The sequence below is a fragment of the Streptomyces sp. NPDC031445 genome (assembly GCF_055581365.1).
In genome coordinates, this window is sequence record NZ_JBVIJO010000001.1 from 1342500 (window position 1) to 1364695 (window position 22196).

The 22196-nt window shown below is 72.9% G+C and carries 20 protein-coding genes and 1 pseudogene; 15 read left to right on the forward strand and 6 right to left on the reverse strand.

Features of this window, described 5'->3' with window-relative positions; all coding sequences use genetic code 11:
• Nucleotides 1–64: 64 nt before the first annotated feature.
• A complete protein-coding gene (gene rhaI, locus ACZ5DC_RS05705) occupies nucleotides 65–1225 on the reverse strand; it encodes an L-rhamnose isomerase (protein WP_468649688.1) in 1161 nt (386 codons plus the stop codon).
• 305 nt (nucleotides 1226–1530) lie between these two features.
• Between rhaI and ACZ5DC_RS05710 the strand changes: the two genes are divergently transcribed.
• From ACZ5DC_RS05710 to ACZ5DC_RS05755, 10 genes are all read left to right on the forward strand, one after another.
• Nucleotides 1531–3048, forward strand: coding sequence for a sugar ABC transporter ATP-binding protein (locus tag ACZ5DC_RS05710; protein ID WP_468649690.1), 1518 nt, complete (start codon nucleotides 1531–1533; stop codon nucleotides 3046–3048).
• Entirely contained in the window at nucleotides 3045–4112 is a 1068-nt protein-coding gene (locus ACZ5DC_RS05715; RefSeq protein WP_468649692.1) for an ABC transporter permease, read from the forward strand. The genes ACZ5DC_RS05710 and ACZ5DC_RS05715 overlap by 4 nt, the downstream gene beginning before the upstream one ends.
• Nucleotides 4105–5079, forward strand: a complete 975-nt coding sequence (locus ACZ5DC_RS05720; RefSeq protein WP_468649695.1) for an ABC transporter permease — start codon at nucleotides 4105–4107, stop codon at nucleotides 5077–5079. The genes ACZ5DC_RS05715 and ACZ5DC_RS05720 overlap by 8 nt, the downstream gene beginning before the upstream one ends.
• Nucleotides 5080–5202: 123 nt before the next feature.
• Entirely contained in the window at nucleotides 5203–6282 is a 1080-nt protein-coding gene (gene rhaS / locus ACZ5DC_RS05725; protein WP_468649697.1) for a rhamnose ABC transporter substrate-binding protein, read from the forward strand.
• An 18-nt stretch (nucleotides 6283–6300) separates the two neighbouring features.
• Nucleotides 6301–6621, forward strand: coding sequence for an L-rhamnose mutarotase (locus ACZ5DC_RS05730; RefSeq protein WP_468649699.1), 321 nt, complete (start codon nucleotides 6301–6303; stop codon nucleotides 6619–6621).
• A gap of 16 nt (nucleotides 6622–6637) precedes the next feature.
• A complete protein-coding gene (locus ACZ5DC_RS05735; protein WP_468649701.1) occupies nucleotides 6638–7465 on the forward strand; it encodes a hypothetical protein in 828 nt (275 codons plus the stop codon).
• Nucleotides 7466–7519: 54 nt separating this feature from the next.
• The gene (locus ACZ5DC_RS05740; protein WP_366748903.1) at nucleotides 7520–8557 is read left to right on the forward strand and encodes a LacI family DNA-binding transcriptional regulator; all 1038 of its coding nucleotides are present in this window, start codon (nucleotides 7520–7522) and stop codon (nucleotides 8555–8557) included.
• 149 nt (nucleotides 8558–8706) lie between these two features.
• The gene (locus ACZ5DC_RS05745) at nucleotides 8707–10008 is read left to right on the forward strand and encodes an alpha/beta fold hydrolase (protein ID WP_468649703.1); all 1302 of its coding nucleotides are present in this window, start codon (nucleotides 8707–8709) and stop codon (nucleotides 10006–10008) included.
• A 442-nt stretch (nucleotides 10009–10450) separates the two neighbouring features.
• Nucleotides 10451–10765 carry a hypothetical protein gene (locus tag ACZ5DC_RS05750; protein WP_468649705.1) on the forward strand — a complete coding sequence of 105 codons (315 nt, stop codon included), beginning with the start codon at nucleotides 10451–10453 and terminating at the stop codon, nucleotides 10763–10765.
• 92 nt (nucleotides 10766–10857) lie between these two features.
• Nucleotides 10858–11712, forward strand: coding sequence for a pentapeptide repeat-containing protein (locus ACZ5DC_RS05755; protein WP_468649707.1), 855 nt, complete (start codon nucleotides 10858–10860; stop codon nucleotides 11710–11712).
• Here ACZ5DC_RS05755 and ACZ5DC_RS05760 read toward each other — a convergent pair.
• Complete coding sequence (locus ACZ5DC_RS05760) at nucleotides 11674–13287, reverse strand: cytochrome P450 (protein ID WP_468649709.1); 1614 nt, start codon at nucleotides 13285–13287, stop codon at nucleotides 11674–11676. The two genes, ACZ5DC_RS05755 and ACZ5DC_RS05760, sit on opposite strands and share 39 nt — an antisense overlap.
• Before the next feature lie 120 nt (nucleotides 13288–13407).
• Here ACZ5DC_RS05760 and ACZ5DC_RS05765 point away from each other — a divergent pair, with 120 nt between their 5' ends.
• Together ACZ5DC_RS05765 and ACZ5DC_RS05770 are read left to right on the forward strand one after the other, a co-directional pair.
• A complete protein-coding gene (locus tag ACZ5DC_RS05765) occupies nucleotides 13408–14016 on the forward strand; it encodes a TetR/AcrR family transcriptional regulator (protein ID WP_468649711.1) in 609 nt (202 codons plus the stop codon).
• A gap of 115 nt (nucleotides 14017–14131) precedes the next feature.
• Complete coding sequence (locus tag ACZ5DC_RS05770) at nucleotides 14132–14857, forward strand: DUF2470 domain-containing protein (RefSeq protein WP_468649713.1); 726 nt, start codon at nucleotides 14132–14134, stop codon at nucleotides 14855–14857.
• Here the strand turns inward: ACZ5DC_RS05770 and ACZ5DC_RS05775 are convergent.
• From ACZ5DC_RS05775 to ACZ5DC_RS05790, 4 genes are all read right to left on the reverse strand, one after another.
• Nucleotides 14825–15952, reverse strand: a complete 1128-nt coding sequence (locus ACZ5DC_RS05775) for a lactonase family protein (RefSeq protein ID WP_468649947.1) — start codon at nucleotides 15950–15952, stop codon at nucleotides 14825–14827. The genes ACZ5DC_RS05770 and ACZ5DC_RS05775 overlap by 33 nt on opposite strands.
• 222 nt (nucleotides 15953–16174) lie before the next feature.
• Nucleotides 16175–17260, reverse strand: coding sequence for a hypothetical protein (locus ACZ5DC_RS05780; RefSeq protein ID WP_468649715.1), 1086 nt, complete (start codon nucleotides 17258–17260; stop codon nucleotides 16175–16177).
• A gap of 112 nt (nucleotides 17261–17372) precedes the next feature.
• On the reverse strand, nucleotides 17373–18623 hold the full coding sequence (locus ACZ5DC_RS05785) for an FUSC family protein (RefSeq protein ID WP_468649717.1): 1251 nt from the start codon (nucleotides 18621–18623) through the stop codon (nucleotides 17373–17375).
• Between the two features lie 80 nt (nucleotides 18624–18703).
• The gene (locus ACZ5DC_RS05790; RefSeq protein WP_468649719.1) at nucleotides 18704–19198 is read right to left on the reverse strand and encodes an FBP domain-containing protein; all 495 of its coding nucleotides are present in this window, start codon (nucleotides 19196–19198) and stop codon (nucleotides 18704–18706) included.
• A gap of 99 nt (nucleotides 19199–19297) precedes the next feature.
• On the opposite strand from ACZ5DC_RS05790, the gene ACZ5DC_RS05795 reads away from it, so the two are divergent.
• The 3 genes and pseudogenes from ACZ5DC_RS05795 to ACZ5DC_RS05805 all read left to right on the forward strand — a co-directional run bounded on the left by ACZ5DC_RS05795 (nucleotide 19298) and on the right by ACZ5DC_RS05805 (nucleotide 22107).
• A complete protein-coding gene (locus ACZ5DC_RS05795; RefSeq protein ID WP_468649721.1) occupies nucleotides 19298–20191 on the forward strand; it encodes a DUF3626 domain-containing protein in 894 nt (297 codons plus the stop codon).
• 51 nt (nucleotides 20192–20242) lie between these two features.
• Nucleotides 20243–20458, forward strand: a pseudogene (locus ACZ5DC_RS05800) (hypothetical protein); the annotation flags it as partial.
• 359 nt (nucleotides 20459–20817) lie between these two features.
• On the forward strand, nucleotides 20818–22107 hold the full coding sequence (locus tag ACZ5DC_RS05805; RefSeq protein ID WP_468649722.1) for an ROK family protein: 1290 nt from the start codon (nucleotides 20818–20820) through the stop codon (nucleotides 22105–22107).
• Nucleotides 22108–22196: the final 89 nt, after the last annotated feature.

Below are 22196 nucleotides of genomic sequence, written 5' to 3' on the forward strand. Positions count from 1 at the left end.
GCCGCGTGGGCGCGACGGGCCGGGACGGACCCGCACCCCGCGACGGCGCTTCAGGGGCAGACGCTCACGCCCCCCAGCCGGCCTGCTCGCCCCCGACCCGCTCGGCGACGATCCGCTCGGCCCACCCGGACCGGGCGTACGCGCCCATCGGGTCGGGGTCCAGCCCCAGCTCCTGGCGGACCTCGCCGAGGAGTCCGCGCACATCGGTGTTGTACGCGTCCATCAGCACGGCGTTGGCCCCCAGCACGTCACCGGAGGACTGCGCCTCGGCCAGTGCCGCCCGGTCGACCAGCAGCGCCTTCGCCGTGGCCTCCTGCACGTTCATGACCGACCGGATGATCGCCGGGATCTTCGCCTCGATGTTGTGGCACTGGTCGAGCATGAACGCGACGTCGGCGGTGAACCCTCCGCCCCGGATCACCTCGTACATGATCCGGAACAGCTGGAAGGGGTCGGCCGCACCCACCATCAGGTCGTCGTCGGCGTAGAAGCGCGAGTTGAAGTCGAACCCGCCGAGCTTGCCCTCCCGCAGCAGCAGCGCCACGATGAACTCGATGTTGGTCCCCGGCGCGTGGTGCCCGGTGTCGACGACCACCTGGGCCTTGTCGCCGAGCTTCAGGCAGTGCGCGTAGGCGGTGCCCCAGTCCGGCACGTCCGTCGTGTAGAACGCCGGCTCGAAGAGCTTGTACTCCAGCAGCATCCGCTGCCCGTCGCCCAGCCGCGCGTACACCTCGGCCAGCCCCTCGGCCAGGCGGTCCTGCCGGGCCCGTACGTCGTCCTGCCCGGGGTAGTTGGTCCCGTCGGCGAACCACAGCTTCAGGTCCCGTGACCCGGTGGCGTCCATGATGTCGACGCACCGCAGCAGGTGGTCGACGGCCTTGCGCCGCACCGCCGCGTCCGGGTGGCAGATGCTGCCCAGCTTGTAGTCGTCGTCCTGGAAGGTGTTGGAGTTGACCGCGCCCAGCCGCACCCCCCGCTCCTCGGCGTACTTCGCGAGCGCCGCGTAGTCCTCCACGGTGTCCCACGGGATGTGCAGGGCGACCGTCGGCGCGACCCCGGTGAAGGCGTGCACCTGCGCGGCGTCCTCCAGCTTCTCCCAGGGCGTGCGCGGCACACCGGCCTGGGCGAACACCTTGAACCGGGTGCCCGAGTTCCCGTACGCCCACGACGGCGTCTCGACGGCCTGGGTCTTGAGCGCGGCCTTCACCGCGGCGAGGTCGGTCACTTGGGGGCTCCTGTGGTGTCGGGGGGACGACTGAGCGGATGTCGGACGGAACGACCGAGCATGCGAACGCGTTTGTGAAACGATTCAGAACGGCAAGCTAGGTGCCGCCCGTGAGGGTGTCAAGGACTCCGGCGCACCCCGTCTTCCGTGATCGGGCCGTGACCTTTGGCTATCGCAAGTTTTTCGACACGGACCCATTGACGTGACATGACTGTGGTGCCTACGGTCCCCGCAATCCACTTGAAACCTTTCACGACACCGTGGCGGCCTCGCGGCCCCTTCGCCGGTGTCGTCGAGGAGCCCCCATGACCCACCCGCCTGACACGGGACCGGCCCCGGTGCTGGCACTGAAGGGCGTCTCGAAGTCCTTCGGCGCCGTACGCGCCCTGAGGGACGTCTCCCTGGAGCTGCTGCCCGGCGAGGTGCACGCCCTCGCCGGTGAGAACGGCGCGGGCAAGTCGACGCTGATCAAGACCCTCGCCGGAGTGCACCGGCCGGACGCCGGTCAGGTGCTGCTCGACGGCGAGCCCGTCGTCTTCCACGGCCCCGGCGACGCCCGCGACGCCGGCATCGCCGTGATCTACCAGGAACCCACCCTCTTCCCCGACCTGTCGATCGCCGAGAACATCTTCATGGGCCGCCGTCCCCGGCGCGCCCTCGGCCGGATCGACCACAAGGCCACCCACGCGGCCACGGCGGCCCTGATGCGGCGGCTCGGCGTCGGCCTCGACCCCGACCGGCCGGCCCGCGGCCTGTCCATCGCCGACCAGCAGATCGTGGAGATCGCCAAGGCGCTCTCCTTCGACGCCCGGGTCCTGATCATGGACGAGCCCACCGCCGCGCTGACCGGCAGCGAGGTGGCCCGCCTCTTCGGTGTGGTCCGCACCCTGCGCGAACAGGGCGCGGCCGTGCTGTTCATCTCGCACCGGCTGGAGGAGATCTTCGAGATCTGCCAGCAGGTCACCACGCTGCGGGACGGCGCCTGGATCGCCAGCGAGCCGCTCGCCGGCATGAGCGAGGACGACCTGGTGCGCCGCATGGTCGGCCGCGACCTGGCCGAGCTGTACCCGAAACAGCAGGTCCGGGCCGGCGAGGTCGTGCTCAGCGTGCGGCGGCTGACCCGCGAGGGCGTCTTCACCGACGTCTCCTTCGAGGTCCGGCGCGGTGAGATCGTCGGCCTCGCCGGGCTGGTCGGGGCCGGCCGCACCGAGGTCGCCCGGGCCGTGTTCGGCGTCGACCGCTGGGACGCGGGCGAGGTCGAGGTCGGCGGGCGCCGGCTGACGAACGGCGCCCCGTCCGCCGCGATGGCGGCCGGACTCGCCCTCGTGCCGGAGGACCGGCGGGCCCAGGGACTGGTGATGGACATGTCCATCGAGCGGAACATCGGCCTGACCGGACTCCGTACGACCGCCCGGGCCGGGCTGGTGAACCGGACCGCCGAACGCAGCAGGTCGCTGGACTGGGCCGTGAAGCTCCAGGTGAAGTACGCCCGGATCGCGGACGCCGTCTCCACCCTCTCCGGCGGCAACCAGCAGAAGGTCGTCCTCGCCAAGTGGCTCGCCACCGGCCCCCAGGTGCTCATCGTGGACGAGCCGACCCGGGGCATCGACGTCGGCACCAAGGCCGAGGTGCATCGGCTGCTCAGCGAGCTGGCCGCCGACGGCGTCGCCGTCCTGATGATCTCCTCCGACCTGCCCGAGATCCTCGGCATGGCCGACCGCGTCCTGGTGATGCACGAGGGCCGGATCACCGCCGAGATACCCCGCGCCGACGCCACCGAGGAGACCGTGATGGCCGCAGCCACCGGGAGGGCCGCCGCATGACGGTCACCACCGACGAGACCCCCGTCGCCGGGGCGCCCCGCTCCGGCGGCACCCGGCTGGTCGACCGGGTCTTCAAGATGCGCGAACTCGCCATCCTCGCCGTCTTCCTGGTGATGATCGCCGTCACCCAGGCCGGCAACAGCGAGTTCCTGTCCGAGCAGGGCATCAAGGACCTGCTCCTGAACGCGACGATCCTGGTGCTGGTCGCCACCGGCCAGTCACTGGTCGTCCTCAGCCGCAACGTCGACCTGTCCGTCGGCTCCACGCTCGGCATCAGCGCCTTCGCCGCCGGAACCTACCTCCAGGGCGGCGGCAACGCGGTCGTCGCGATCCTCCTCGCCGTCCTGCTCGGCATCGGCCTCGGGCTGCTCAACGGCCTCCTCGTCAGCCTCGGCCAGGTCCCCGCCCTCGTCGTCACCCTCGGCACCCTGTACGTCATCCGGGGCGTCGACTCCATCTGGGTCGGCTCCCGCCAGATCACCGCGGCCGACCTGCCCGGCGGCTTCGTCGACTTCGGCTCCGGCGGCGTCTCCGCGATCCCCTGGCTCGCCGTGATCGCGCTGGTGGTGCTGGTGGCGACGGGCTACTACCTCAAGCACTACGGCAGCGGGCGGGAGCTGTACGCCCTCGGCTCCAACCCGGAGGCCGCCCGGCTGGCCGGCATCCCGGTCCGCAAGCGCATCCTCGCCGCGTACACCTTCTGCGGAGCGCTCGCCGGACTCGCCGGCGCCATGTACCTGGCCCGGTTCGGCAACGTCGACTCCGGCACCGGCAACGGCTACGAACTCACCGTCGTCAGCGCCGTGGTGGTCGGCGGCATCGCCTTCACCGGCGGCTCCGGCAGCGTCTACGGCGCCGCCCTCGGCGCCCTGCTGCTCACCTCGATCAACAGTGTGCTCCCCGCGCTCGGCGTCAGCTCCGTGTGGGTGCTCGCCATCAACGGCGTCCTGCTGCTGCTCGCCATCGCCGTCGACCGGGTCGTGGCGCTGCGCGTGGCCGCCGCCCTGAAGAAGAAGTCGGCCCCCAGGAGGTCCGCCATGGCGAAGGAGAACGCCGGTGCCTGAGTCGCTCACCCGCGCGGTCCGCTGGGACACGGTCGTCGGCGCGCTGCTCATCGTCCTGTTGCTGCTGTCGTTCGGCTTCGTCGACGGCTTCGGCAACGCCCTCAACCTGTCGTTCCTCATCGGCAACACGCTGCCGATCGCGCTGATCGCCCTGCCGATGACCCTGCTGGTCGTCGCCGGCGAGATCGACCTGTCCGTCGCGTCCACGGCCGGGCTGTCCGGCGCGGTGATGGGCAGGCTGTGGAACGAGGGCATGGCCATCGAGACGATCATCCCGCTGTGCCTGCTGCTCGGGGTGGCGTGCGGACTGGTCAACGGCCTGCTGGTGACCCGGCTCGGGCTGCCGTCGCTGGCGGTCACCATCGGCACGCTGGCCGCCTACCGGGGTATCGCCCAGATCGTGCTGGGCTCCGACGCGGTGACCGACTTCCCCTCGCAGTACCTGGACTTCGCCGCCGGCCGCATCGGCGACTCCTTCCTACCGCGGGCCTTCCTGCCCTTCCTGGTACTGCTCGCCGTCGCCGTGGTGCTGCTGCACGCCACACCGTTCGGCCGGTCGCTGTTCGCGATCGGAGCGGGCGAGGAGGCGGCCCGGTTCGCCGGGATCCGGGTGAAGCGGACCAAGCTCCTGCTGTTCGTCGCCACGGGAGCCATGTCGGCGCTGACCGGCGTCTTCTGGGCGCTGCACTACGCCAGCGCCCGGTACGACAACGCCACCGGGCTCGAACTGTCCGTCGTCGCCGCCGTGCTGCTGGGCGGGATCGACTTCGACGGGGGCAGGGGCACGATCGGCGGTGCCGTCGCCGGTGTCTTCCTGCTCGGCGCGTCGCAGAACGTGATGAGCCTGCTGAACGTCTCCGCCCAGTCGCAGATCGTCGTCACCGGCGTGCTGCTCGTGGTGTCCGTGCTGGGCCCCCGGGTCGCGCGGCAGATCTCCCTCGCCCGGGCGGCCGGTTCCACCGGATAGGCCGTCCGCCGGCCGCGGGCCGTCCGCGGCCGGCCGCGCCCACGCGGCGGAGCCGCACCTCCACCCAACCCCGCGCCCCCCGAGGGGCGCACCACCCACTCCTTACGACAAGGGGCCCATCCGATGCTCAAGCCGACCCTCCGCCGCACCTGCGCCGCCCTCGCCGCCGGCACCTCGCTCGCCCTCGCGCTCACCGCGTGCGGCGGAACCACCAAGAAGGACGTCAAGGACGACAACGCGTCGGCCGCCTCGGCCGGCAAGGCCGACCCGAACGCCGCCACCAAGAAGGGGCTGACCGTCGGCTTCCTGCCCAAGCAGGTCAACAACCCCTACTTCACCACCGCCGACAAGGGAGGCGAGAAGGCGGTCGCCGAACTCGGCTCCACGTACAAGGAGGTGGGGCCCAGCAGCGCCACCGACACCGCAGGGCAGGTGAGTTACGTCAACACGCTCACCCAGCAGCGGGTGAACGCCATGGCGGTGTCCGCGCAGGACCCGGGGGCCCTGTGCACCGCGCTGAAGCAGGCCATGAGCAACGGCATCAAGGTCGTCACCTACGACTCCGACACCAGCCCGGGCTGCCGCAACGCCTTCGTCTCGCAGGCCAGCGCCGAGGACCTGGGCCGTACCGAGGTGCAGCTGCTCGCCGAGCAGATCGGGTACAAGGGCGAGATCGCGATCCTGTCGGCCGCGCAGACCGCGACCAACCAGAACACCTGGATCGGCTACATGAAGGACGAGCTGAAGGACCCCAAGTACAAGGACATCAAGCTCGTCAAGATCGCCTACGGCAACGACGACGCCCAGCAGTCCTTCCAGCAGACCCAGGGCCTGCTCCAGGAACACCCGAACCTCAAGGGGATCGTCTCCCCGACCACCGTCGGCATCAAGGCGGCGGCCCAGTACCTGTCGGGCTCCAAGTACAAGGGCAAGGTCAAGCTGACCGGGCTCGGCACCCCCAACGACATGCGCAAGTACGTCAAGAACGGCACCGTCGACGCCTTCGAGCTGTGGGACCCGGCCAAGCTCGGCGACCTGGCCGCCCGGACCGCGGTCGCGCTCGCCTCGGGGCAGATCACCGGCAAGGAGGGCGAGACCTTCAAGGCCGGCGCCACGACGTACACCGTCGGCAAGGACGGCGTGATCAACCTGGGCAAGCCGACCGTGTTCGACGCCAAGAACATCGACCGGTTCGACTTCTGAGACGACGGGGGCCAGTCGATGCAGCGCGTGTGCTTCCTGCTGAAGGTCAGGGCGGACCGGATCGACGAGTACCGTGAGCGGCACGCGGCCGTCTGGCCGGAGATGCTCGACGCCCTGAAGGCGACCGGCTGGCACAACTACTCGTTGTTCCTGCGTGACGACGGCCTGCTCGTCGGCTATCTGGAGACCGACGACTTCGCCGCCGCCCAGGCCGGCATGGCCGCCACCGACGTCAACGCGCGCTGGCAGAAGGAGATGGCACCGTTCTTCGAGTCCCTGGACGGTGCCCGGCCCGACGAGGCCATGCGACCGCTCACCGAAGTGTTCCACCTCGCATGACGCGGGAACCGCGCGGATGAGACCCTGCGCCACCCGGCACGGCGCCATACAACAGGACGCCCGCGCCGTCCCCCACGGCGGCCCGGTCGACACCGGCTCGTTCCAGAAGAACGGCCTGCCGACCTGCCCGGTCCACCGCTCCACCGCCCGCCACACGACGGGACGCGGCGCGCTCGTGGCCCGCCGGGCCCACGACGGCTTCTTCCACGCCGAGTTCGCCGCCGGGCCGCTGGACCACCCCGCGCCCACGGCCTGGACCGGGTACGCCTCCGGGGCCGCGGGGACGGACCTCGGCGGGCCGGCGCCCGCCCCGCGGTTCACCTGCCCGCGGTGCGTCACCACGCCCGGGGACCGGCTCCGGCCCGGCCGCAGCTTCCGTGTCACCGGCGGCATCGGCCGCAACTACAGCGCCGGCTACGGCGGTTCGGGGTGGACGGAGCCGGGGGAGGGGACCGGCGCCCACACCGCCGGGCACGGCGCCGGCACCGCCCCGTTCACCGGCTCGGCGGGCGCCCGCACACCGCCGTCGGCCGCGTCCCGGACCGCTCCGGACGGCGCGGCACGCACGACGGCGCCGGCCGGAGCGCGCACGGACGCGCCTTCCACCTGTGCGAGACTGCCTCCGCCGGCCGGCGGACGACCGGGACCCCCGTCCCGCTCCGCTCCGGTCAGCGCACCAAGTTCGTCCTCGACCGGTACGACAACGCCTGCGCCGTTCTCCCGTTCGACCGGTCGCCACAGGCCCGCGGGCCCGGACGACGTCCTGTCGTTCCCGTACCCGGAGAAGTCCGCCGGCACGACGCCCCCGGCGTCGCACGTGACCGGCTTCGCCCGGCCGGCGTGACGGTAATGTGAAGGTCGTCCCGCCGCATCCCCGTTCCCTGGAGGTCCAAGCCCGATGGCCCAGTCGGTGGGTATCAAGGACGTCGCCCGCGCCGCCGGAGTCTCGGTGGGCACGGTGTCCAACGTCATCAACCGCCCGGACACCGTCGCCGGCGAGACCCGTGCGCGCGTGCTGTCCGCGATCGACCGGCTCGGCTACGTCCGCAGCGAGTCGGCGCGCCAGCTGCGGGCGGGCCGCAGCCGGATCATGGGGCTGCTCGTACTCGACATGGGCAACCCGTTCTTCGTGGACGTGGCGCGTGGCGCCGAGCGCGCGGCCCGCGACGCCGGGCTCGGCGTGATGGTCTGCAACAGCGCGCAGGACGCCGCCGAGGAGGCCGAGTACCTGTCGCTCTTCGCCGAACAGCGGGTGCGGGGCGTGCTGCTCACCCCGGCCGACGCCACCGGCCGCAACATCGCGGCCTTCCGCCGGCACGGCATCCCGTTCGTGCTGGTCGACCGGGTCGCCGAGGGCACCACCGAGTGCTCGGTCTCGGTGGACGACATCGCGGGCGGCGCGCTGGCCGTCCGCCATCTGGTGGACGCCGGGCACCGTTCGATCGCCTACGTCAGCGGGCCGCCCGGGCTCAACCAGGTCCGCGACCGGCGCACCGGCGCGCTGAACGCCCTCGCCGAGGCCGGGCTCGGCCCCGAGGCGCTGCGCGAACTGCCCACCGAGCGGCTCGACGTGGCCGCCGGCCGGGACGCGGGCGCCCGGCTGCTGGGCCTCGCGGACCGGCCCACCGCCGTGTTCTGCGCCAACGACCTGCTCGCCCTCGGCGTGCTCCAGGCGATGTACGCGGCGGGCGTGACCGTCCCGGACGACCTGGCGATCGTCGGCTACGACGACATCGAGTTCGCCGCCGCGGCCGCCGTACCCCTCACCTCGGTGCGGCAGCCCGCCGTCACGATGGGCGCCCTCGCCGCCGGACTGCTGCTGGAGGAGACCGAGCAGGGCGAGGGCGACGGCAAGGGGAAACGGGCGCACGAGCACCGGCGGGTCGTGCTCCAGCCGGAGCTGGTGGTGCGCCGCTCCAGCCTCGCCGCACGCTGAGCCCCGCGGTGCGCCCGCCGCGCCCGGGCCCGCGCCGACCAGAGGCGCTGACCGGAAGTTCAGTAACAATCCATGATCCCGGGGCTCGGCCCGCACCGGCTCATGTGCTCAACTGGGAGACGTCCAGCCCGTCCGTCCCAGGAGACCCGTTGAGCCCCAGTTACCGCCAGCCCGGCGTCGTGCTCACCGACCACCACTTCACCGTCCCCCTCGACCACGCCGACCCGGGCGGCGAGACCATCGAGCTGTACGCCCGTGAGGCGGTGGCGAGCGACAAGGCCGGGCAGGACCTGCCCTGGCTGGTGTACCTGCAAGGCGGCCCCGGCTTCGGGGCGAATCGTTTCGTCGGACGTCAGGCCTGGCTCGACCGGGCCTTGGACGAGTACCGCGTCCTGCTCCTCGACCAGCGCGGCACCGGCCGCTCCACGCCCGCCACCCGGCAGACGCTCCCGCTGCGCGGCGGCCCCGCCGCTCAGGCCGACTACCTCACCCACTTCCGCGCCGACTCCATCGTCCGGGACTGCGAGGCCATCCGCCCCCGGCTCACCGGCGGCGCCCCGTGGACCGTGCTCGGCCAGAGCTTCGGCGGCTTCTGCACGGTGTCGTACCTCTCCCTCGCCCCCGAGGGCATCGCCACCGCGATCATCACCGGCGGCCTGCCCTCCCTGCACGCCCACGCCGACGACGTCTACCGGGCCGCCTACCCGCGCATGGAGCGCAAGGTCGCCGCGCACTACGCCCGCTACCCGCAGGACGTGGAGCGGGCCCGCCGGATCGCCGACCACCTCCTCACCCACGACGTGGTCCTGCCGAACGGCTACCGCTTCACCGTCGAGGCCTTCCAGTCCCTGGGGCAGATGCTCGGCACGAGCGACGGCAGCCACCGGCTGCACCACCTCCTGGAGGACGCCTTCGTGGTGACCCCGGCCGGCCTCGAACTGTCCGACGCCTTCCAAGAACAGGTCCAGTCCCTGCTGTCGTACGCCTCCCACCCCCTCTACGCCCTCGTCCACGAGTCGATCTACGGCCAGGACGCGCGCCCCACCGCCTGGTCGGCCGAGCGCGTCCGTGCCGAGTTCCCGCAGTTCGACGCGGCCAAGACGCTCACCGGCGACGGTCCCGTCCTGTTCACCGGGGAGACCGTCCACCCCTGGGTGTTCGACGCCGACCCGGCCCTGCGCCCCCTGCGCGAGACGGCCGGACTGCTCGCCGCCCGCACCGACTGGCGCCCCCTCTACGACCCCGCACGGCTCGCCGCCAACGAGGTCCCGGTCGCCGCGGCCGTCTACCACGACGACCTGTACGTCGACGCCGGCCACTCCCTGGAGACGGCCGGCGCGATCCGGGGCCTGCGCGCCTGGGTCACCAACGAGTACGAGCACGACGGCCTGCGCACGGGCGCGCCCCGCGTCCTGGACCGGCTGCTGGCGCTCGTGCGCGACGAGGTATGAGGGCGGTAAGCGGATGTTCATGCCGTAGCCAGAAGGACACCCAGCGTAATTGAAACGATTTAAATCGGTGGCCTGTATCACAAAAGCGCTGGGAACGATATTGCGACAGCTTCTTTGATCAAGGGAAGGCGCAGGTGGGCGGGGTGACGAAGGCGGTCTGCCCGGCTTTGTTTCCCCGGCTCACATGGTGAGATGAGCGCGGTGTAAGTCGATCCATTGCTGTACATAGGAATCCACTAGGCGGCGCTGAGCCCTGGAGACCCAAAAGGCCGACGGCTCCCTGCGCCAACAGGAAGCCGCCGTATGGGATTTGACAGCGCTACCGAAAGGTGGTCGACCATCAACACCAACACCTTGCCACGCGGTGACGCCGAAGCCACTGGCATAGACCAGTGTGCTGGTGCGTACGTAGTGTGCCACGGCCTCGCAGCCGGGAGCCACCGTGTGTAACACGTTCACCGACCGACAGGTCGACTTCTGGCTCGACGATCTGAACCAGTTACAGCGTCGGGACGAGCGGATCCTGTTCGGTTCCGCGATCGCCACGTGGATTATCGCGATCGCATGTTACTGCGGGGTTGCGTATTGCGGCATCACCGGGAAACCCGCGGCGACAGCTGCGTGTGTGTTCTTCGGAACCTTGATCGGCGGCTGGGGCCTCGTCCTCTTCAAAAAGGCCAAAAGGATTCGCCACCACCGCCGTGTCCGTAACCGGCAGGTCGGGCAGCAGCGCAGGCAGCCCCCGGCCGCGACCTGAGCCGGCTCGCTGACGACCCGGAGCCGCTCATGCCGGAAGACCCCGGCCATGAGCGGCTTCGCCCCGCTGTGCGGGTCATTAGGCTGGACCCCATGCCGGATCAGATAGCCGACCCCTCCGACCTGCGCGCCGACTGCGCCCGGTGCTTCGGGCTGTGCTGTGTCGCCCTGCCCTTCGCCCGCTCGGCCGACTTCGCGCTGGACAAGCCCGCGGGCAAGCCGTGCCCGAACCTCCAGGGCGACCACCGCTGCGGCATCCACGCCGATCTGCGCCGGAAGGGCTTCACCGGCTGCACGGTCTACGACTGCTTCGGCGCCGGCCAGAAGGTCTCGCAGGTCACCTTCGGCGGGCAGGACTGGCGTACGGCATCCCAGGAGCACGCGCGCCGGATGTTCGACGTCTTCCCGGTCGTACGGCAACTGCACGAACTGCTGTGGTACCTGACCGAGGCGCTGGGCCTGCCCGCCGCCCGGCCCGTCCACCCCGAACTGCGCCGGGCGCTGGAGAAGACCGAGGGGCTGACCCGGCGGACCTTCGAGGAGCTGGCCGCGCTGGACGTGGCCGCGCACCGGCAGGAGGTCAACGTGCTCCTGCTGCGTACCAGCGAACTGGTCCGCGCCGACGCCGGCGGCAAGGGCAAGGGCAAGGGGAAGGGCCGGGGCAAGGACCGCAGGGGCGCGGACCTCATGGGCGCCCGCCTCAGAGGCGCCGATCTGCGCGGAGTGAGCCTGCGCGGCGCCTATCTCATCGCCGCCGACCTCACCGGTGCCGACCTGCGCGGCGCGGATCTGATCGGGGCCGACCTGCGCGATGCCGACCTGACCGACGCGGACCTCACCGGCGCCTTCTTCCTCACTCAGCCGCAGGTCAACGCCGCGCGGGGCAGTGCGGGGACGCGTCTGCCGGCTTCAGTGGGCCGGCCGGTGCACTGGGCAGCGGCTCGCTGACGGGGGTGCGGCGGGTTCGGCGGGGTGGTGCCGGCTGTCCTCCGCGGCCGTGTTCTGGGCGGGTGGCGTCCAGGTCGGCCCGCCCCGGGTCCCTTCGGGGCGCTGCTCGCCGGTCTCCGTGGGAGCCGGCCGTCGCTCCAGGCGCAGCCGTAGCCCTTCCGGCATCAGGGTGAGCCGTTCGGCCACGCTGAGCCGGTAGCCCGGGTCGGCCGACAACTCGTAGCGGCGCAGCAGCAGGCCGAGCACGAGGGTCGCCTCGTGGAGGGCGAACTGGCGGCCGATGCAGGCCCGTGCGCCGGTGCCGAACGGCTTGAAGGTGTGCGGTGGCCGGGCACGGACGGCCGCCGGGGTGAAGCGGTCGGGGTCGAACCGTTCGGCGTCCTCGCCCCACACCTCCGGTTCGCGGTGCAGCATCGGCGTCAGCACCAGGGCCCACGCGCCCCGGCGCATCGGATGGTCCCCGGCGAGGACGGTGTCCCGCCGGGCCTCGCGGGCGAAGGCGGGCGCGGTCGGCCACAGCCGCAGCGACTCGTCCAGCACCCGGCGGACGTAGCGCAGCTTGGCGACCTGGTCGTAGCCGGGCCGCGGGGTGTCGCCCCAGACCTGGTCGACCTCGGCGCGGGCCCGGGCGGCGACGGCGGGGTGCAGGGCGAGGTAGTGGAGGGCGAAGGAGAGCGCGCCGGAGGTGGTCTCGTGGCCCGCCACCAGGAAGGTGATCACCTGCTTGCGGACGTTCTCCGGCGACAGCTTCTCCCCGGTCTCCGGGTGCGCCGTCGCCAGCATGCGGTCCAGCAGGTCTCCCTCGCCGTCACCGCCGGACCGGCGCCGGGCGGCGACCAGGCCGTCGACCGTGCGGTTGAGGTGGGCCATGTCGGCCGCGTTGCGCCGGGCGGCGGCGCGCAGCAGCAGCGGGGCCAGCGGCCCCGGCACGCTGTTCAGCCGCTGCGCGTAGGTCAGCGTCCCGACCATCGCCGTGACGAAGGGGTGTGGCCGGTTCCGCTCGAAGGAGCCGAAGTCGTGCCCGAAACCGGTCCGGGCGATCGTCTCCAGGGTCAGCCGGGTCATGTCGCCCGGCACGTCCACCGTGCGCCCGGCCGCCAGGTGGCGGTCCCAGTGATCGGTGAGCCGCTCGGCGACCGCCAGCATCATCCCGTGGTAGCCCTCCATGGCCTCCCGGCTTAACCCGGGCGCCAGGACGTCGTGCGCGAGCTGCCAGTTGGGCTCGTGGTTGTAGGCGGTGAACAGGCCGTCGCCGGCCACCGGCCGCAGATTGGCGACGCCGAGGCCGACGTGCTTGGCGAACCGGGACTCGTCGGCGAGGTCGGCGACCAGCCGCGCCCCCCACACGAACACGAACTCCTTGCCGAACGCCCGCCGCCGGAAGATCGGCCCCAGCTCGCGCGCGTAGCGCATCGAGTCCTGCAACGGCCGGTGCCGGTCGGCGCCGAGCACATCGCCGAGCAGCGGCAGCCGGTGCGGCGGACGGGGGATGCGGCGCAGCTCCGGCCAGCCCTGTTCGGCGCTGCGGAAACCCCTGGGCAGCCCGGTCTCCATGGTCTCCGTCGTCGCCGCCATGACGCGATCTCCCTTGATCCAGCGGGTGGTTGAGCAGTGGCGCGCGTGTGTTGTACGTGGGTTCAATAACGTGTTCCAGTGTGGTGCGCTTGTTGAACCGGCGTCAAGTAAAGTGACGCCATGCCCGCGAACCAGGGGGAGCGCGCCCGGCGCAGACTCAGCACCGGCGAACGCCGTGAGCAACTGCTGTCGGTCGGCGCGAAGCTGTTCTCGGAGAGCCCCTACGACGACGTGTGGATCGAGCAGGTCGCCGAGATCGCCGGGGTCTCGCGGGGGCTGCTCTACCACTACTTCCCGACCAAGCGGGACTTCTTCGCCGCCGTCGTGGAGCGGGAGAGCGCGCGCATGCTGCGCATGACGGCGGCCGAGCCCGGGGTGCCGGTGCGCGAGCAGCTCACCGCCGGCCTCGACACCTACCTCGGCTACGTCCAGGCGCACGCCCACGGCTTCCGCGCCTTCCACCGTGCCGACGCGGCCGGCGACCAGGCCGTGCGCCGGGTCTACCAGCGGGCGCTGGCCGCCCAGGAGGAGCAGATCCTGGCCGCGCTCGCCGCCGACCCCGAGTTCGGGCCCGCCGTCGAGGCCGCCCCGCAGGTGCGTCTGGCGGTACGCGGCTGGCTCGCCTTCACCACCGCCGTCTGTCTGGAATGGCTGCGTGGGGAGGGGGAGTTGAGCCGCGAGCAGGTGCGCGACCTGTGCGCCCGCGCCCTGCTGGGCGTCCTCGCCTAGGCGCCACTCGGCCCGGAATGACCCCCTCCGCCGATGCGGAGCAGTGGCGTACGCGTGGTTGGCGTGCGCCCCGATCTCCGCTAGGTTAGGCAAGGCTTACCTAAAGGAGGTCCGCATGGGTGACACGCGGGACTGGACGGCCGCCCCCGGCGCGGCGGAACGGGCACGCTCGGTACTGGCCACCGCCTGGTCGTGCGCGGTGACCGCGGACGGCGCGCGCGAGGAGTACGCCGGCGCGCACACCGTGACCGGGGACGGCACGGTACGGCTGGCGGTGCCCGACGACAGCGCCCTGTTCGGGGCGGTGCTGTGCGCCCCGCGCCAGGAACCCTCCGCCCTGCTGGAGTTCGCCGACGTGGCGCCCGTGCCGGTGCGCCACCGCATCCGCGCCCGGCTCTTCCTGTCCGGCTGGTTCGCCCCGTCCGAGGGCACCCTCCTGTTCCGGCCCACCCGCGTGGTGCTGCGCGAGTCCGCCGGGGCCGTGGTGGTCGACCGGGACGAGTTCGGCGCCGCCAGGCCCGACCCGCTGGCCGCAGCCGAGGCCCGGTTGCTCACCCACCTCGCCGACGCCCACCCCGACGCCGTCGAGCGGCTCACCCGCCTGGTGCGGCCCGAGAGCCTGCTCGCCGCGACCCGGGTGGCACCGCTCGCCGTCGACCGGCACGGACTCACCCTGCGCATCGAACGCCTCCGCGCCCACGGCGACGTCCGACTGCCCTTCCACACCCCCGCCGACGACGTCACCCAGCTCACCGAGCGCGTGCACGCCCTGCTCGCCCAGGCCAGTGCCGCCGCCTGCCCCCGGGCGCTACAGCGGCAGCGCGCAGACGGCGACGGGTGACGCGAACGGCTCACCGGTCAGCCGCAGTCGGCCGCTGTCCGCGTCGACGTGGAAGACGGTCACCGTGCCCGAGCGCTGGTTCGCCGCGAACAGCAGCCGGCCGTCGGGCGAGAACGCGATCTGCCGGGGGAAGTCCCCGCCCGCCGGCACGGTGCCGAGCAGCCGCAGCCGGGCCCCGCCGTCCTCGACGGCGTACCGCGCGAGGCTGTTGTCGCCCCGGTTGGCGAGGAACGCGTACCGGCCGTTCGCCGTCACCAGCACCTGCGCCGGATAGTTGGTGCCGCCGCCGGACCCCGTCGACTGCGGTTCGCCGATCGTCAGGCGCCCGCTTCCCGGCTCGTACGCGCACACGGCCACGGTGTCGTCCACCTCGTTGGCCAGGTAGGCGTACCGGCCGCCCGGGTGGAAGGTCAGGTGGCGCGGCCCCGCGCCGGGCCGGGTGCGCGCCCGCGCCACCTCCGTGAGCGTGCCCCTCACCTGGTCCAGGCGGTAGGTGTAGACGGTGTCGGTGCCCAGGTCCACGGCGAGGACGTGCCCGCGGTCCGGACTGGTGAGGAACTGGTGGGCGTGCGGCCCCTGCTGGCCGGGGCCGGGCGGCGGAGAGCTGTGCGTGACCAGGGCGGTGCGCTCACCCAGCGCGCCGGAGGCGCCGATCGGGTGCACGGCGACGCTGCCCGAACCGTAGTTCGCGCTGAGCAGCCAGCGCCCGGAGGGATGCACCGACAGGTGGCACGGGCCCGCGCCGCCGGTGCTCCGGGTGCCGAGGACGCGCCGGTCCGCGAGGCGCACGGCCGTCACCCCGCCGTCCTCCCGCTCGTCCACCGCGTACAGCGTGCGGCCGTCCGGGTGCACGGCGAGATACGACGGGTCGGGGACCCCGGTGAGCGTGCCCGCCCCGGTGATCCGGCCCGACTCCGGGTCGTACGACGCCAGGCCGATGCCGGTGCCGCCGCCCTCGACGGAGGTGTAGGTGCCCACGTACAGCGGGCGCGGCCCGGACGGCTTCCGGGGCGGCGGGGCGGCCTCCGGCTTGTCCCGCCCGGCCGGCGGGGCCGCCGGGGACGGCACCATCACGACCGCCGCCGTACCGGCCACGGCGCCCACGAACCGGCGTCTGGTCCAGCCCCCCTGCCCCCGCTCCGGGTCCCGGTCCCGCCGGGGGCGGGAGGATGCTCCTCCCGCCGTCTGTGCCTGCGTGCCCATGCCGCTACCCCAGGTCGTCGGTCGTCCCCTTCATGACAGCCACCTTGGCCCGCGCACGTCACCGGGGGCAAGCCGGCCGGCAGCCGTCACGCGGCACGCGACGCCGGCGCTGCCTTACCAGTCCCCGTCCGCCACCGGCTTGCCCGGCACGTCCTTCAGGGGGGTCACCTGGCCGGGGGACGGTGCCTGCCACGGCTCCAGGTCGTCCCCGAGCCACTCGCCGACCGGCTCGACCGCCTCCAGGGCGTCCGTGGGCGCGAGGTCCTCGGCATCCGCGTCGTAGTAGTCGTACCAGGGCAGGCCCGCCCGGGTGTACGCCGCCCGGTCCACCGGTGACGGCGGCGGTGCCTCGCCGGTGATCCGGCGCCACTCCGGGGGCGTGACCAGGTGGACGAACACCCGCCCCGCGGGCTGCTCGGACCAGTCGTCCAGCGGCCGGTCGTCCCGGTACACCTCCTGCCGCATCGAGCCGCCGACGCCGAGGCCCATGGCCGTGGCGCGTGGCGGGGGAGCGGCGGCCGGGGCGGGCGGGCCGCCGAAGGCCAGGGCGGGCCCCCCGGCCCAGGGCGGTGATCCGGGGGGCCCGCCCGGAGCCGGGGCGGACATGGGCAGGGCCGCGCCGTAACCGCCGCGCGCGCCGGCCAGGCGCCGCTGCCGCTCCCGCTCCCGGCGCCGCCACCCGGCGAGGGCGTCCTCCTTCAGCGGGAACGACTGGAGCTGGACGCCGCCCCACACCTCCTCGCCGGTGACCTGCCCCTCCACGGTCGCGCCCAGCCCCAGCGGTACGGCCACGAACTGGCGGACCGTGCCCTTGCCGGAGTTGATGCCGTCCAGCCAGGGCTGGCGGGGCAGCACCACGTAGTTCTGCGGACGCCGGGACAGCCGGTCGCGCCAGGGCTCACCGGAGACCGCGCACACCTTGCCCACACCGACCTGGAGCGCGGCCGGCTCCGGCGCGGCGAAACTCAGCCACATCGCCTCGCGCAGGTACACCGGGAGCATGACGCCGCCGCGCGCCCGCATCCACTCGGGCACCCGGCCGGCGTGGTCGGCCACCCGCCGGACCGGGAACTCGCCCAGCCCCGGCGGCAGCGGATGCGTACCGCTCTCGGGCAGGCGCAGCGTGCGGACGAACCGCACCGCCACCCCGCCGGGCAACCGCAGCGTGTTGCCGTCGATCCGCACTCCGTCAGCGGTCATCCGTGCGCTCCGTCTCCTCCGGCGCCGTCACCGGCCGGCCGGACACCCCGTCTCCTGCGACGCCGCACACCCCCGCGCTCGGCCGCGGCGCCGGACCGCCCCCGCGGCCTCCTCACCGATCACGCGCACCGAACCCCGCGCGGTTCCGCCACAGCTCCTCCTGGACCCCGAGGCGGTCGCGCAGCCAGGCGATCCGGGGCAGCTTGGCCCGCTGTCCGCGCGAGACCCGGTCCAGCTCCTCCAGCAGGCGGCCGGTGCGGTGCTCGGTGTTCAGCTCGTCGATGATCCTGGTCGTCTCGGTCAGGACGGCCCCGAGCAGCTGCCAGTGCGCCCAGTCCTTGCGGATCTCCTCCTGGAGCAGCTCGGCCAGCCGGTCCCGGGTGCCGGCCGCCGTGTGCAGCTCGGCCGACAGCCGTGCCTCCGCCGACTCGGCGTTCTCGCTCAGATGGGTCGTCACCAGCACCGCGAAGCTGACCACCGCGTCGGCGATCTCCGACAGCAGCTGCTCCACGGTCGCCCCCACCCGGGGCGGGAACAGTTCCTGCGACCCACGGGCCTTCGCCAGGTCCGTGAACGAGCGGGCCAGCACCCGCAGCACCACCGTGCAGATCTCCAGGGTGTCCAGGCCCGTGCGCAGCACGACCCGGTGCAGCAGCCCCTCCTTCACGCGTGGATTGAGCCGCAGACTGTCCTCCGCCTGCCGCAGTGCCGCGTCCACCCGCACGATGTCGTGGTCCAGCCGGCGCGCCTCGTGCAGCCGCTCGGCCGCCCGCTCCCAGGGGATCCGGCCCCCGGCCTCCTCGCCCATCCGCAGCATCAGCTGGCGCACCCGGCGGGCCAGGTCCTCGATGGACCGGCCGGCCTCGTCCACCCACACCGGGGGTGGCAGCAGCAGGTTGCAGGCGGTGCCGACGACCGCGCCGATCAGCGTCTCGACGATCCGCGCCCAGGCGGTGAACCCGACCGTGGTGACCCCGAGCACCAGCATGGCGCTGATCGCCACCTCGGCCACGTACTCGTCGACGCGCACCAGGTGGCCCACGGCCAGCGCGGCGACGATCAGCAGGGCCAGGCTCCACCAGGTCAGTCCCACCAGCACGCTGAAGGCGATGGCGACCAGGACGCCGGCGACCACCGAGTTGACCCGGCGGATGCCGTTGGTGAGCGTGGCGTAGAAGGTCACCTGGACGACCAGCAGCGCGGTGAGCGGCGCGGTGAGCGGGGCCGGCTCGGGGCTCAGCCGGAGAGCGATGACGTAGGCGATGGTCGCGGCCGTGGCCGACCGCAGTGTCTGGACGACCACCGGCTCCCGGCGGCGCTTCGCCAGTCGCAGTAGTCCCGTGGTCAACTTTCGTTCGCGCATCCCTTGGCCTGTTCCCGTTCATCGGGTGCGTCGAACGTAGCTGTTTGCGGACTGGTTCCGCCTGATTTGCGCCAGGGCGTTTACGCGTACAGCTTGTCGATGAAGGCGGTGAGATTGCCCGTCGTGCGCGCGATCTGCTCCTGCAGCGTCAGGCTCTCCTCGAACCGGGCGCCGGACTCGGGGACCTTCCTTCCGCGCACGTACAGGGAACAGGCCAGGTCGGTGCACATGTACAGCCCGACCGAGTTGCCGTCACGGCCGGCCGCCCCCGCCTTCCGCGCGGTCATCAGCGACACCCCGCCGCCGGGATGCGTGGTCAGGCACACCGAACACATGCTCCGGTGCAGGAAGCCGCGCTGCGAGGGCGGGAAACGAAGGGCCACGCCGACGAGCCGGTCGTCCCGCTCCATGACCAGATAGCTGCGGTCGGGAGCGCCCGGATCGCGCCAGCCGAGGAAGTCGAGCTGGTCCCAGGGGCGGTCACCGAGATCGCGTGGGACGGCCAGCCGCTTGGCCTCGCCCTTGGAGCAGTTGATAAACGAGTTGCGGATGTCCTGCTCGGTAAGCGATCTCATCGAGGGTCCCTTCCAGTGTTCCGGTGTCCCGGTCGCACGGTCGCAACCTAGGGTGTCTAGGCTGACGGCTATCCTATTTAGCCACAGGGGGGTAGGCCAATGGATTTCCGGTGGAGGCCGCCCGGGCTGCCGCGGCGTGCCCGGAGAGCGCTGGACCACGTCACCGGCACCGCGTCCGGTCCGCCGCTCGACCCGGACCTGCGGATCACGCTCAACTTCCACCCCGACCGGGCCTCCGGCGGACTGCCGATCCTGGAGTCGCTGGCCCGGGACGGCGCCTATCACTCGCAGTTCGTCACCGGCACCAGCAACGGCGGGCTCACCGCCCACCCGGGCGGCGACCGCACGTTCTGGGAGAGCCGGATGTTCGGCGGCGCCTACGACGACGCCGACCCGGCCGAGCGCCCGGTGTACGGCGCGCTCGACTTCCGGCGCCAGGTGGTCGGCGCGGCCCCCCGCTTCGGCTCCTCGCATCTCAGGCTCCGCGGAGCGGTCCTGGCCCGGGCCACCTTCTGCTACCCGGACAGCTCGACCGGGCCCGGCGACTTCGGCGTGGCCGGCGCCATGCCGCTGATCGCCCTCGCCGAGGCCGACCGGCAGGACGCCCTCAACGACTACGTCGAGGCCCATGTGCACGGGGGTGTGCTGCTCGAACGGGACGTGGAGGCGCTGGTCCTGGACGCGAGCTACCGGGGGACACCGGTGGAGACGGCCGCCCGGCGCCTGCCCTTCCCGGTCGCCTGGCACCCCGGCTACCGCCTCACCGTCACCGAGCTGCGCCGGCACGCCGACTACCGCGGCCCGGAGTACGCCGACCTCGGCGCGCGCATCGCCGAGCGCGGCCTCATCACCCCCCGCGTCATCGGGGACGCGGCCCGCAGCGGCCGGTACGACCTCCAGTCCCTCAAGATGGTCTGGCACACCCTGGCCCGCTTCGGCTCCCCGGAGGGCGCGGGAACGGCGAGAACGCCCCCGCCGGAGCGCAGCCGCTGAGGTTCCCGGGGGGCGGGGGTTTTGGCGGGTGTGGGTTCGGCGGGCCCTCAGGTCGAGTCGCGGGAGCGGCCGACCAGCCGCCAGGCCGCCCTCCTCGCCGCCGCCAGCCCGTGCCCGCCCGAGCGCGCCGCCCTGCCCGGCGACGACCCGCGCACCCCGGTGGAACTGGCCGAGGACCACCCCGCCCTGCACGGTGCCCTGGACTGGCCGCTGCTGCTCGACCTGTTGACCCCGCCGCGGCCCGCGTTCAGCGCCGCATCGCCGCCGAGGCCGGTGAAGTCCGGGAACTGCTGGACGCCGGCGCCCGGATGGCTCCCGGCGTCCGCGCGGCCTTCCGTACCCTGTACCAGCCCGGCCGGATGGGGGTACGCCCGCTCGGCGGCGGCGCCCGCGGCACCGTCGCCTTCGGCCGCTCGGAGCGGCTGCGGCTCGCGCTGCGCCGCGCCTGTCCCCACCCGATCACGCTGGTCGAGACGGTCCCCCGTCCCGGAACGCGTCGCTGCACTGGACGAGATCAAATGTCTCCGCCTTAGCTCATAGCGTGAACTAAGGGTTGGGGAAATGTCGCGCCCCGGCTGTCCGAAGGGGTATGTTGCAGGTCGGGCAGGGTTCGTGAAGGGAGCCACATGGCGGCGCGCAACGGGCGCACGGTACGCGACCTGAGACGAGGCAACCGGACGGCGGTGCTCCAGAGGCTGTACTTCGACGGCCCGCTCAGCCGGTTCGAGCTGGGCCCGGCCACCGGACTCAGCTCCGGCTCGGTCAGCAACGTGGTCGCGGACCTGATCGCCGACGGGCTGGTCGAGGAGGCCGGCAGCGTCGACTCCGACGGCGGCAGGCCGCGCACGCTGCTGCGCGTCGCCCCGCACAGCGGCCAGATGATCGGCGTGGACGTCGGCGAGACCCGCGTCCGGGTCGAGCTGTTCGACCTGGCCCTCACCGAACTGGCCCGCGTCGAACGCCCGTTGACCCCCCAGGGCTACGACGTCGACGTCATCACCGGCCACATCCGCGACGGCGTCGCCGAGGTCCTCACCGCCGAACAGGCCGTCCCCGACCGGCTGCTCGGTGTCGGCGTCGGCGTCCCCGGGATCGTGGAGCACACCCCGGACCGGGGCGCCGTCGTGCACGGGCAGACCATCGGCTGGGACGCCGTCCCGCTGGAGCAACTGCTCCGTTCGGCCTCCGGGCTCCCCGACGGGGTGCCGTACTTCATCGACAACGGGGCCAAGACGCTCGGCCAGGCAGAGATGTGGTTCGGCGCGGGACGCGGCGCCCGCAACGCCGTCGTCGTGCTCTTCGGCTCCGGCGTCGGCGCCTGCCTGGTCACCCCCGAGGTCGAGCACGGGCGGGCCGTGGAGTGGGGCCACCTGACGGTACGGGTGCGCGGGCGCCGCTGCCGCTGCGGGGCGCCCGGCTGCCTCGAGGCCTACGCGGGCGCCGAGTCGCTGCTGGCCCGCTGGCGCGAGGAGGGCGGCCGGCCGCCCGAGGACACCGACGAGGAGACCGCGCTCACCGCGATGCTCGCCGCCGCGTACCCGTCCGAGGGCGGTACCGCCGACCCGGTCGCGCTGGCCGTCCTGGAGGAGACCGCCGAGTACCTAGGCGCCGGCCTGTCCGATCTGATCAACCTCTTCCAGCCCGAGCGGATCCTCATCGGCGGCTGGGCCGGGCTCCAGCTCGGCACGCGGTTCCTGCCCGCCGTACGCCGGCACGCGGCCACGTACGCGCTGCGGCACCCGGCCGACAAGGTGACGATCGACCTCGGCCGGCTCGGCCCGGACGCGGTCACCGTCGGCGCCGCGATCCTGCCGCTCGCCGACTTCTTCGCCAGCGGCGGCCGCCGTCCCGAACCGGCCACCGAGGACCGCCTGCCCGCCTGGCGAACCGCCCTCCAGGAACGCGCCCCGCACTGAGAGGCCGCCGGTCCGGGTCCTGGCCGGCGTGTCTCTAGGGAGCCGACGGCCGCAGGACCCGGAGCCGGCAGAGAGCGCCGCCCCGAGTA

Bases quoted from the DNA above. Each gene is read 5' to 3' on its own strand.
- ACZ5DC_RS05710 (WP_468649690.1), top strand. From the start codon at position 1,531: ATGACCCACCCGCCTGACACGGGACCGGCCCCGGTGCTGGCACTGAAG.
- ACZ5DC_RS05715 (WP_468649692.1), top strand. From the start codon at position 3,045: ATGACGGTCACCACCGACGAGACCCCCGTCGCCGGGGCGCCCCGCTCC.
- rhaS (WP_468649697.1), top strand. From the start codon at position 5,203: ATGCTCAAGCCGACCCTCCGCCGCACCTGCGCCGCCCTCGCCGCCGGC.
- ACZ5DC_RS05730 (WP_468649699.1), top strand. From the start codon at position 6,301: ATGCAGCGCGTGTGCTTCCTGCTGAAGGTCAGGGCGGACCGGATCGAC.
- ACZ5DC_RS05735 (WP_468649701.1), top strand. From the start codon at position 6,638: ATGAGACCCTGCGCCACCCGGCACGGCGCCATACAACAGGACGCCCGC.
- ACZ5DC_RS05740 (WP_366748903.1), top strand. From the start codon at position 7,520: ATGGCCCAGTCGGTGGGTATCAAGGACGTCGCCCGCGCCGCCGGAGTC.
- ACZ5DC_RS05755 (WP_468649707.1), top strand. From the start codon at position 10,858: ATGCCGGATCAGATAGCCGACCCCTCCGACCTGCGCGCCGACTGCGCC.
- ACZ5DC_RS05760 (WP_468649709.1), bottom strand. From the start codon at position 13,287: ATGGCGGCGACGACGGAGACCATGGAGACCGGGCTGCCCAGGGGTTTC.
- ACZ5DC_RS05765 (WP_468649711.1), top strand. From the start codon at position 13,408: ATGCCCGCGAACCAGGGGGAGCGCGCCCGGCGCAGACTCAGCACCGGC.
- ACZ5DC_RS05770 (WP_468649713.1), top strand. From the start codon at position 14,132: ATGGGTGACACGCGGGACTGGACGGCCGCCCCCGGCGCGGCGGAACGG.
- ACZ5DC_RS05780 (WP_468649715.1), bottom strand. From the start codon at position 17,260: ATGACCGCTGACGGAGTGCGGATCGACGGCAACACGCTGCGGTTGCCC.
- ACZ5DC_RS05785 (WP_468649717.1), bottom strand. From the start codon at position 18,623: ATGCGCGAACGAAAGTTGACCACGGGACTACTGCGACTGGCGAAGCGC.
- ACZ5DC_RS05790 (WP_468649719.1), bottom strand. From the start codon at position 19,198: ATGAGATCGCTTACCGAGCAGGACATCCGCAACTCGTTTATCAACTGC.
- ACZ5DC_RS05795 (WP_468649721.1), top strand. From the start codon at position 19,298: ATGGATTTCCGGTGGAGGCCGCCCGGGCTGCCGCGGCGTGCCCGGAGA.
- ACZ5DC_RS05805 (WP_468649722.1), top strand. From the start codon at position 20,818: ATGGCGGCGCGCAACGGGCGCACGGTACGCGACCTGAGACGAGGCAAC.